The organism is uncultured Gimesia sp., assembly GCF_937919775.1.
GTDB lineage: Bacteria > Planctomycetota > Planctomycetia > Planctomycetales > Planctomycetaceae > Gimesia.
Map to the genome: position 1 here is coordinate 1 of NZ_CALFPF010000653.1, position 9,959 is coordinate 9,959.

At 49.0% G+C, this 9,959-nt stretch carries 6 protein-coding genes and 1 pseudogene; all 7 read right to left on the bottom strand.

Annotated features, from left to right (window positions below; translation table 11 throughout):
* Nucleotides 1–234: 234 nt before the first annotated feature.
* Nucleotides 235–1,908 (bottom strand): sodium/solute symporter, encoded by a 1,674-nt coding sequence (locus Q0294_RS18585; RefSeq protein ID WP_299468444.1) that lies wholly within the window; start codon nt 1,906–1,908, stop codon nt 235–237.
* A 32-nt stretch (nt 1,909–1,940) separates the two neighbouring features.
* On the bottom strand, nt 1,941–2,975 hold the full coding sequence (locus tag Q0294_RS18590) for a succinylglutamate desuccinylase/aspartoacylase family protein (RefSeq protein ID WP_299468446.1): 1,035 nt from the start codon (nt 2,973–2,975) through the stop codon (nt 1,941–1,943).
* A 43-nt stretch (nt 2,976–3,018) separates the two neighbouring features.
* Nucleotides 3,019–4,137, bottom strand: a complete 1,119-nt coding sequence (locus tag Q0294_RS18595) for a mandelate racemase/muconate lactonizing enzyme family protein (protein WP_299468448.1) — start codon at nt 4,135–4,137, stop codon at nt 3,019–3,021.
* Nucleotides 4,138–4,185: 48 nt separating this feature from the next.
* Nucleotides 4,186–5,586 carry a DUF1501 domain-containing protein gene (locus tag Q0294_RS18600; protein WP_299468450.1) on the bottom strand — a complete coding sequence of 467 codons (1,401 nt, stop codon included), beginning with the start codon at nt 5,584–5,586 and terminating at the stop codon, nt 4,186–4,188.
* Nucleotides 5,587–5,607: 21 nt separating this feature from the next.
* Complete coding sequence (locus Q0294_RS18605) at nt 5,608–9,000, bottom strand: PSD1 and planctomycete cytochrome C domain-containing protein (RefSeq protein WP_299468452.1); 3,393 nt, start codon at nt 8,998–9,000, stop codon at nt 5,608–5,610.
* Nucleotides 9,001–9,018: 18 nt separating this feature from the next.
* Nucleotides 9,019–9,639: a GntR family transcriptional regulator gene (locus Q0294_RS18610; RefSeq protein WP_299468454.1), complete on the bottom strand. Its 621-nt coding sequence runs from the start codon at nt 9,637–9,639 to the stop codon at nt 9,019–9,021.
* A gap of 111 nt (nt 9,640–9,750) precedes the next feature.
* Nucleotides 9,751–9,834, bottom strand: a pseudogene (locus Q0294_RS18615) (prepilin-type cleavage/methylation domain-containing protein); the annotation flags it as partial.
* Nucleotides 9,835–9,959: the final 125 nt, after the last annotated feature.

Here is a 9,959-nt window from a genome sequence, read left to right on the forward strand (position 1 = left end):
ATACTGAATGCGATATCTGATCTGAAAAATTCTCTGGCAGAATTATGACATAGTGTTGTCTGGTTTGATCACAGTTCGCTGTAAACTCGATATCCTGAGGAGCCGTCTTTTCCGATAATGGCTCGGCGGCTAAGGCCGAATTTGCCATGATGGCGACCAAAACACAAGCTGCAGGAATGATTCGATTTCGTGCCATCATATCTCTATATTAAACGATGCGGGTTTGAAAATCTGTTACCAGAAGAAGCCAAAGATAATCCAGAAAGAAAGTGCAATTATTAAAATCGCGTACCAGTTGGGGTTCAGATATTGTGGGATTGGTTTTGAAAACGGGGAGGTTTTAATCGCGAGCAGTTCCTGTCGGCTTTCTGATAACCAGTCGTGTTTCAGTGGGACTTCAGGCTGATTCTGTTCCAGCATGGATTCTTTTTCCAGCCAGCCCCACTTGAGCGCTGCAGCAAACATGGCGATGGAAGTTACCAGCATGGAGCAGGGGAAGGCATACCATTTTTCGGTCAACAGGGGGCTGAGCCATTCAAGGTCAACGAGTTCGCGATCGATGAATCCAAATAGTCCGAACAGGGAGCCAGCAATCAGGCCGACGAGACCACTTTTGCGCGGGACGCGGGTCAAGACGCCTAGCAGATAGATCGTAAATAAGGGGGTGACAAAGATGGGAATCAGGGTGCGGAATGCCTGAATCATATTGTCATAACGGACGATGAAGGGGATATAGAGGAACCCCATCAGCAGGATGCCGATGGTTGCCCAGCGTGTGACTTTCAAATAATGTTTTTCCGTTTGATCCGTACAGATCCAGCGTGCATAAATATCGCGCGTAAACAGCGCCGATAAAGCGGAGCCGATCGAATCGAATGTGCTGATGGCGGCTGACAAAATTCCGGCGACAACCAGGCCTTTGAAACCGGGAGCCAGAAACTGATTTGCGAAATAGGGAAACAACTGGTCGGCTCCTGAATTTTCTGTAAACTCCGGAACAATCACACGTCCCATGACGCCCATCAACGCCGTCCCGATCATAATCGGCATGATGAGCAGGCAGCCGAACAGCGCTGCCATTTTCATGTCCCACAGGGAACGTGCCCCCATCAGTCGCATGGTTTGTGTATGATTCACGGTATAATAACCCAGGCCCACAATGGTCCAGCCGATGACAATCAGATAGGGAGACGTTGATTGGCTGTCTTGAAATTGACCGATATGCAACCAGTTAATCAATGGTTGTCCATTCGCGTCTGTCGACTGTGACAGTTTTTCAACGGTGGCTGACCAGCCTCCGCTGGCAGACCAGACCGCGCAGAAAATGGTAATGCCGCCGGCGATCATAATCAGGCTTTGTAGTGCATCGGTCCAGACAACCGAGGTCAGGCCTCCCCAGGTTGTATAAGCGGCTGTGAAAATGACCAGCAAAACTATCAGGGACCAGATTTGTACCGGCGAAAAATCAAGAATTCCCTGTAACATCAAGTAGATGGACCAGATCATCAGGCCCAGCATGCTGGTGCGGTATTGGATTTGAATGAGCGCACTGATGGTGCGGATGGATTTTCCGTACCGGGTCTCCAGATATTCTGCGTTGGTATAGAAACCACCTCGATATAAGACCGGTACGACCAGAAAAGCCGCCAGGATGGCTCCGCAAACACTGGCGAGCGTAAAAGCCGTGATGATATGCATACCGTGATTGTAGGCATATCCCGTCAAAGAGACGGCATCGGCATTGTCGACGCTGGTCGCGAAAATCGAGAGTCCTAAACCCCACCAGGGGAGAGAACGCCCCCCCAGAAACCAGTCACTGCTGGATTTGGTACTGCGGGCCAGATAAAAGCCGTACGCGATGACCGATCCATTCAGGACGAAAACAATTAACCAGTCCAACCAACTCATGTGGGGTATCCCTGTTGTTGAGAAACACGCGGTTATTCAAATGTTTTCAGAACTGCTGGTTCAACATCATGAGCCAGACAAAAAAGAATGTCTCCCTGACTGGTCACGGTAGGGCCACGATGGGCGATTGCAATGCCATCGGAATTAGCTTGAATGATCGTGGGATCACGATCGGGTCGCTCGAGGAAATAGAGTGCTCCCAAGGGTTGCCCCGCTGAAACGTCTGCTCCGACATCCACAAAACTTTCGAAGAGTCCTGACTCTGGTGCGAAAATGTAATCTTCGGCATTGAGTGCCTGGATCCAGCGTGTGGGGGGGAGCCCTAAAGCGGAGCGGCTCTTTTCTTCGCCTTGCAGAACTTTCAAGTGGACCAATACATTTTGCAGTCCTTCTTGAGAAAGGCGATGGACGGCAGCGTTTGTAACTTCGCCGCCTCCCATTTCGGTGGTGACGACGGTTTTTCCCATATTTTCTGCTTCCACCGGCAGGAGACCTTTACCGGCGATATCTGCATACAGAAACGCAAAATCGGTATTATACGCCTGGGTGGCTTGAGCCATTCGGCGGCGTTGTTCCAGGTCGTCAACCAGATGCATGTGAGCACACGGATAAAAATAGACGCCGCGACCTCCGGTGTGCAGATCGATGACGACATCGACACGCGGAAAAATTTCGTGCGTCAGGTAATGCGCCATGATGTCGGTCACGGTGCCGTCGGCGTTTCCGGGGAAACAGCGATTCAGATTCTTGCCATCCAGGGGAGAGAGGCGGGTGGCTGCTTTAGCCGCAGGGATATTGATGGCAGGGATGAAAATAATGCGTCCTGAAATCTCTTCCAGATTGAGCGTTTTCATGAGTTTCATGATGGCAATCTGGCCGGGATATTCATCGCCGTGATTGCCCGCCATCAGGAGCACCGTGGGGCCTTCGCCGTGTGCGATTGTGGAGATGGGGATCTGCAGTTGAGCCCAGCCACTCAGGTTATAGGAAAAAGGGATATTCAGAGTGCCCCACTGGACTCCGGGTTTGTTAAAGTCGATCTTCGTACTGATGGGAGATTGAGACATGGTGCTGATTCTATCTATCAAGGGGTGAAATCGTATGTTGACTTTATTTTGATTCTGCGACAATATGGGCCGCGACGAAGTCTTCATTCAGCGTGATTCCCAGCCCTGGTCTGTCAGGGACTTGAATGACACCGTTTTCGGCCTGTACTTTTTCGTAGGTCAATTCGTGTCGGAGTGGCTCATCTTCCACGCAGTCTTCAAAGATGAATGCATCTTTGCAGGTTGCCAGCCAGTGCAGGCTGGCCGCAACGGTAATCGGGCTGGTGTAACAATGGTTGCAGGGGCGTGCGCCGATTTCCGCCACTCTCTGTTTTAGATAAGAAGCTTCCGTGAATCCGTTGCGGGCCAGATCAATTTGATAAACATCAAGGGCTCGCTGTTCGAAATAAGGGCGGAACGATTCGCGTCCGCATTCTTCTTCACCGGCGGCAATCGGAACGGGAGAGCGATCTTTGAGCCAGGCATAACCGGCGATATCGTGAGGGAAGAGCGGTTCTTCGAGCCAGCCAATGTTATATTCAGAAAACGCATGTGCTCGCTGCAAAGCCGTTCTGGCGTCCCAGACACAGCCTGCGTCAATTAACAAAGTGCCGTCTCCCATGCCTTCACGGGCTCCGGCGACGAGTTCCAGGTCAAGCTGTTCTGACTGGCCCATCGGTTCCCAGCCAAATTTGACAGCCGTGTATCCGTTTTCAATCCAGCGCTGAGCAATGTCACAGGTTTCCTGGCCATCTCTGCCGAACAGAATCGACGCATAGGCCTGAAATTCCTTATGATGTTGACCTCCTAAAAGACGGTGGATCGGTTCGCCGAAATGTTTTCCTTTCAAATCCCAAAGTGCCATGTCGATCGCGGCCATAGCGGTGATCGTGACGCCGGTTCTGCCAAAGTACATGGTGTGCCGATACATTTTCTGCCAGAGTCGTTCGGTTTCCAGCGGGTTTTCGCCAATGAGAAGTTGCCTTAAACCACAGGCGACATTGTGGCTGTAGGGCGCGTCGATGACTGCTTTGACGACTTCCGGAGAGGAATCGGCTTCTCCAATACCTTCCAGGCCATTATCGGTTTTAATTCGGACCAGAACGGAATCCTGGCAACTGGCTGTTTTATTCGTGACGGAACCTGATCTCAGAATCTGACAAACGATTTGCTCGATTTTCATGAACGTTGAGTGCCTTGTGAAAAAAGTTGTGATTAAAAAATGTAGATACTAAGCGATGATTTCTTTCACGACATGGCCATGCACATCGGTTAAACGAAAATCCCGGCCTGCATAACGGTAGGTGAGTCGCTCGTGATCAATGCCCAGCAAATGCAGCATTGTGGCATGCAGATCATGCACGTGGACTTTGTTTTCCGAAGCAGCAAAACCGGTTTCATCGGTCGCTCCGTGCACGTGTCCCCCTTTGACTCCACCGCCTGCCATCCACATGCTGAAGCCATAGTGATTATGATCGCGGCCATCCATTGCGGGAAGTTCTGCGACGGGGGTTCTGCCGAATTCGCCGCCCCAGAGTATCAAGGTCGAATCGAGCATTCCCCGTTGTTTCAGATCTGTCAGAAATGCGGCGATGGGTTGGTCCCATTGTCCACACAGCCGTCTCAAATTCTTTTCAATGCCACTATGATGGTCCCATTCCTGACCGCCACTGTGCCAGACCTGAATGAAACGGACTCCCTTTTCAAGTAAGCGGCGTGTCATCAATAATTGTCGACCTTGTAAACCGTCGCCGTACATTTCGTGAATGTGCTTTGGTTCTTTGGAAAGATCAAGTACGTTCGCCGCTTCAAATTGCATGCGATATGCCAATTCGAAAGATTGAATTCTTGCTTCGAGTAACGAGTCATGACCGCTTTGTGCCAGGTGCCGCTGGTTGATTTTCTGTAACAGGTCCAGTTGGCGGCGTTGTCTTTCGGGAGGTTGCGGATTGTTGATATTTTCAATTAATCGGGAGACGGCAGTTTCTTTCGTATCAAGATGGGTTCCCTGAAAAGAGCCTGGAAGAAATGCGGAACGCCAATTTTTAGGACCCACAACGGGAAATCCATTCGGACAGAGTACCATAAAACCAGGCAGGTTTTCATTCAATGATCCAAGACCGTAATTCACCCAGGATCCAAAGCTGGGGCGGGGCAGCGCGTTGTCGCCACAATTCATTAGCAGCAGCGAGGGTTCATGGTTCGGAATATCGGAATGCATTGAGCGAATGATGCACATGTCATCGATATGCGCGGCCGTTTTTTGAAACAGCTCACTGACTTCGATGCCGGATTCGCCGTATTTATTAAACTGAAAGGGTGACCCCAGAGCCCCGGCGGTCTTTCGTTCTGTTGGTAAACTGGGGTTGGGAAGCGGCTTGCCATGAAATTTTGTGAGAAGAGGTTTAGGGTCAAACGTATCAACGTGCGAGGGGCCACCGTTCATAAACAAATGCACGACCTGTTTGGCCTGGGCGGGATGGTGCCTGGTGATGGCAGCAGTGCTGTTTGCCGCCTGTAAGTTTTCCTTCGCAGTCAGGCCCGCAAGTGCCAGCATCCCCATCCCCATTCCTGATCGCGTCAGCATCTCGCGTCTGGTAAAAGGCGGTATGTTTTGAGTGAGGTGATTCATGGTTTTCTGCTTTTTACTGACTTAATCGACAAATTGAAATTCATTGGAGAGCAATAAAATCTGAGCCAGGCTCTGCCAGGGCGTAATTTGAATGGGTTCGGGTTTTCGGAAATCCTGGGAATAATTCCAGCGGCGAATGGGTGTGTGTTTATCATTTGCCTTGGATACAGCAGCCATTTCAACGGTTTGCATTGTGATTTCCGGGGACCAGATGAACGAGTCATGTCCGAGTTGACCTGCGATATCGACGATAAAATCGATGGTTTGGTTTTTCTCCAGACTGATTTTCTCGATATTTGTTTCAACCGAAGTCTGGTGAATGTGCCAGGGGCCAATGACTGCTTTGTCACCGATCAGGATATGGGCACGTATTCCATTTCCCTGCGCAAATTCATGCTTAAGAATTCCTTTAACTGAAACAGTCATCGTTTCGGGGACACGCCAGCGAATCACAGCGACGTGATTCAAGTCATTTCCCGGATGTCCGCCAGTTGCATCGAGAAAGACCCAACCGATTTTGGGGTCGGGTAAACGGTCGCTGCCTTGATATTGCGTGCCATTCCAGTAAGGCAGTGTTTGGAAGCTTAATAGCTTTTTCGAATTCTGGTCGTAAGCGCCGTAACCATACTCCCATTGTGAAGATGTGGGTTCTGGTTTTGTTTCAATTTGGTCGGTTTTCAGAAATCCAAGCATTTCATTTAATTCTTCCGGAGTTGGTTCTCGTTGCAGAATTTTCTGAAAGAGCTGTTGGATGCCGACTGTTGGATTGGTGGCCTGTTTCGATTCCTCTCCCAGGATCAGGGCGGATTTCAGAACCAATGGATGATTCATCAAAAATAGAGACTGGCCGGGAACAGAGGTTGAGTTCCGGCTGCCGCTGCTGACATCAGGGGATGGAAAATCGAAAGTGCGCAACAGTCCGGGAACATTTTGGCGATCGATGGATGTATAAACGGTGCGGCGTTTATTGGAATCGACTGTGATTCCGTTGATGGATTTTCCCCCGATTTTTGTATCGAGTTGACGACTTACCTGAAGTAAATAGTCGCGCATTGTTTCAAAGTCCTGACGTCGGCGATTCATTCTCCATAAGAGTTTATTCGCCGGGTCTGCTTTTTCAGCTGAAGCATAAGAGGTACTTTGCTGTTGATAAGTCGCTGACTGCATGATATAGCGATGCAGTTTTTTGATCGACCAGCCGTTGCGCATGAACCAGCTTGCCAGATGATCCAGCAGTTCGGGATGAGAAGGGGCTGCTCCCTGGATGCCAAAGTCGCTGGGAGTGGAAACGATTCCCTGACCAAAGTGATGCTGCCAGACACGATTCACAATGACTCGGGCCGTCAGCGGGTTTTGTGGCGAAACAATTGCTTGCGCAAGTTCGAGTCTTCCACTTCCCTGGGTGAATGGTTTGTCTGATACCTGCTCGAAAAAACTCAGGTATCGTCTCTGGACGGTTTGTGTCGGCATTCCCGGATTTCCCCGTTTAAACACGCGTGGTTCAATAATCTGCCCGGCATCCTGTAGTGACATCATCTGAGCCAGTTCGACTGGTGCTTCAGCGCGGGCCTGATCCAGAGCCGCATTCAGTTCTTTTACTTTTTGCTGTAATACCCGATCCGGAAACAGCTTTAATACTGTGTAACCATGCAGGGGAGTGACTAAGGGCGAGTGGGGACTGTAAAAAGCCTGAAGATAGGCCTGCTTTTCAGGGGCTAACTGTTGCCGACGTGCGCTGCTTCCCGGTTTAGGAGCCTCCACGATCCAGTTTTCCCATTCCCGGTCAACTTGTTTGAATAATACGGCATACCCCTGAATGACATCCTGGAATCGGTTCAGCTTGATTTTCAATAGAGACGCGGCAATGAGTTGAGTCAGAGGGGCGCCAGCATTCTTTTGCATTGTGTTTTGAAGAAAACGCGGGGCTTGAATGGCAAATGCCTGATCGGGGATTTTTTCCAATTGATGCCAGAGAGTAAATACGGGTGATGCTGATTTTTCAGAATGGTCCAGGAATTCTTGCCACTTCAATAAAACTTCCGGGTTAAGATCATCACCATCGACGATGACGTCAAAACGCACGGTATCCGGGCCGCTCCTGCGTGACTGTGCCACGCTGAGGTATTCAGCCAATCTCAAATAGGTGTCTTGCGAAACTTTTTTATATTGTTGTTGATAGAGTTGATCCAGATTATCTGCGGCTTGTTTTATATTTTGTGCCTTAGTTTTGAGATCTGCCGGAATCTCGCCTTGATGAAGAAAAGGGAGCTTGATGGGCTCGAGGGAATTTCGAAAGACCCCATAGAACGAATAATAGTCTTCGATAGAAATAGGGTCATACTTGTGGTCATGGCAGCGTGCACAGCCGACTGTGAGTCCCAGGAACCCGCGAGTCACCACGTCGATCCGGTCTGAGATGATATCATGAATATCATTTTTGAACCTCGGTCCGACAGTAATAAATCCGAGTGCTGCCTGAGACTGATGGGGGATCTGGTCTTTTAAAGAATCAGCCGCCAATTGCTCCATGATAAATTTATTAAATGGTTTATCCTGATTGAAGCTGTTGATGACGTAGTCGCGATAGGTGAAAGCGATATGAAAAGACGGCTTCTCAAAAAAAACGTAGCCTTTCGTGTCGGCATAACGAGCCAGATCTAGCCAGTATCTTCCCCAGCGTTCTCCGTAATGCGGGGAGTCCAGCAGTTCGTCGATGGCTGCTTCAACCGACTGGGGTTCATTTTTTTCAGCAAATGTTTTGACTTGCTCGAACGTCGGGGCAAGACCGGTAAGATCCCAGGACATACGACGCAGCAATGTGGCTGGATTTGCAGGCTGAGATGGTTTGAGGTGCTGTTCTTCGAGTTTGGAAAGAATAAAATAATCGATGTCGTTCTGCGGCCACTGTGTCTCTTTCACTGCAGGCCGGTTGGGATCTCGAATGGGTTGAAAGGACCAGTGTTCTGAAAAGTTGATTTTCGCGGCTTTTCCCAGAGCCGCATTTTTCGGCCAGACAGCGCCATGGCGAATCCATGTCGACAAGATTTCAATCTCTGCCTGATTCAGCGGTTTCTCAGGAGGCATTTCGAGTGACTCACGACGGACCGCACTGATCAGGAGACTTTCAGCAGGATGATTGACTTTAATTGCAGGCCCCGTTTCACCCCCTTTGAGGAGATGCTCGCGAGAATCCAGCCTTAGCTCTGCAAACTGTTTTTTAGCGCCATGACATTCCACGCAGTGTTTAATCAAGAGCGGGCGAACATGCTGCTCGAAAAAACGTTCCTGTTCTATCTGCTCGGTCTGATTTATTTCTGCTTCTGCCCGGACAAATTGAGCGAGACTCAAAAGGGTTCCGAAAAAGATCAGCCCCTGAAGTAGTAAGGTTTCAATATGAATCGTTTTATTATGCATGACTGAGTTTTATCTGAATTATTCAATATGTTGTTCAATCGCTTCCAGTGACTCCGCGAGGCTTTTATTTTTCAATGCGTTGAGTATAGGCAGATGTTCTTCGTAGATCTGAATCGGGTTTGAATACCTTAAGTGTGCTTCGCGAAAATGCCGTCGCACCCGAGAGACCATTGCAGACCAGATGGCTAACAAGTCAGGAGAATGGGAACGAGTGACCAGAGCACGATGAAAGGCAATGTCGTGCTCCGAGATCAATGCGAAATCTTTTGATACACAGGCTTGTTTCATTTTCTCAAGTATCGTTTCCCATACGAGAAAATCTTCTGCTGTTAATGAATCGAAAAAAAGTCGGACTGCATATTTCTCAATTGTGCAGCGAAGTGGAATGATCAATTCCGTGATTTCGTTGGGGGCGGAAGTCGAGACGAGCGCTCCTTTATTTCGGTCTGTTTCGACGATGCCTTCCCAGGCAAGCTGTTGGATTGCTTCACGGATCGGACCGCGACTGACGGCAAACCGTTTTGCCAGATCAATCTCGCGCAAGCGTTCGCCTTCTGCGATTCTTCCTGAAAAGATGTCTTCTCTCAGACGCTCGACTATCTGTTCGCCTAAGCCTCGAACCAACTGAGATTCATTCATTCGATTTCCTTAAAACCATAGATTTGATGAAACTATGAATCATGTTCTATTATGAATAACAAACAGGAATGTAATCAAAAACGATCTCTAAATTTTACGAGGTTCAAAGTCGATTTGTTTCATGTTGTTTGTGCAGGTACTTCTGTGGGCTGCTTCGCGCGCCTGTTGGAACGCCGGGAGTAAAATTGCAATCATGGAGATAAACAACCGATAGCGCAATAATTAACATGATCCCTTTGAAGCAGTTGGTGGCTTCATTTCAGTTCTCTGTCAAACAGCCATTAAAAATAAAGTGATAATGGATTTTATGCTTTCAGTGA

Excerpts from the sequence above, each read along its gene's own strand:
- Q0294_RS18590 (WP_299468446.1), bottom strand. The coding sequence starts at position 2,975 with ATGTCTCAATCTCCCATCAGTACGAAGATCGACTTTAACAAACCCGGA.
- Q0294_RS18595 (WP_299468448.1), bottom strand. The coding sequence starts at position 4,137 with ATGAAAATCGAGCAAATCGTTTGTCAGATTCTGAGATCAGGTTCCGTC.
- Q0294_RS18585 (WP_299468444.1), bottom strand. The coding sequence starts at position 1,908 with ATGAGTTGGTTGGACTGGTTAATTGTTTTCGTCCTGAATGGATCGGTC.
- Q0294_RS18605 (WP_299468452.1), bottom strand. The coding sequence starts at position 9,000 with ATGCATAATAAAACGATTCATATTGAAACCTTACTACTTCAGGGGCTG.
- Q0294_RS18610 (WP_299468454.1), bottom strand. The coding sequence starts at position 9,639 with ATGAATGAATCTCAGTTGGTTCGAGGCTTAGGCGAACAGATAGTCGAG.
- Q0294_RS18600 (WP_299468450.1), bottom strand. The coding sequence starts at position 5,586 with ATGAATCACCTCACTCAAAACATACCGCCTTTTACCAGACGCGAGATG.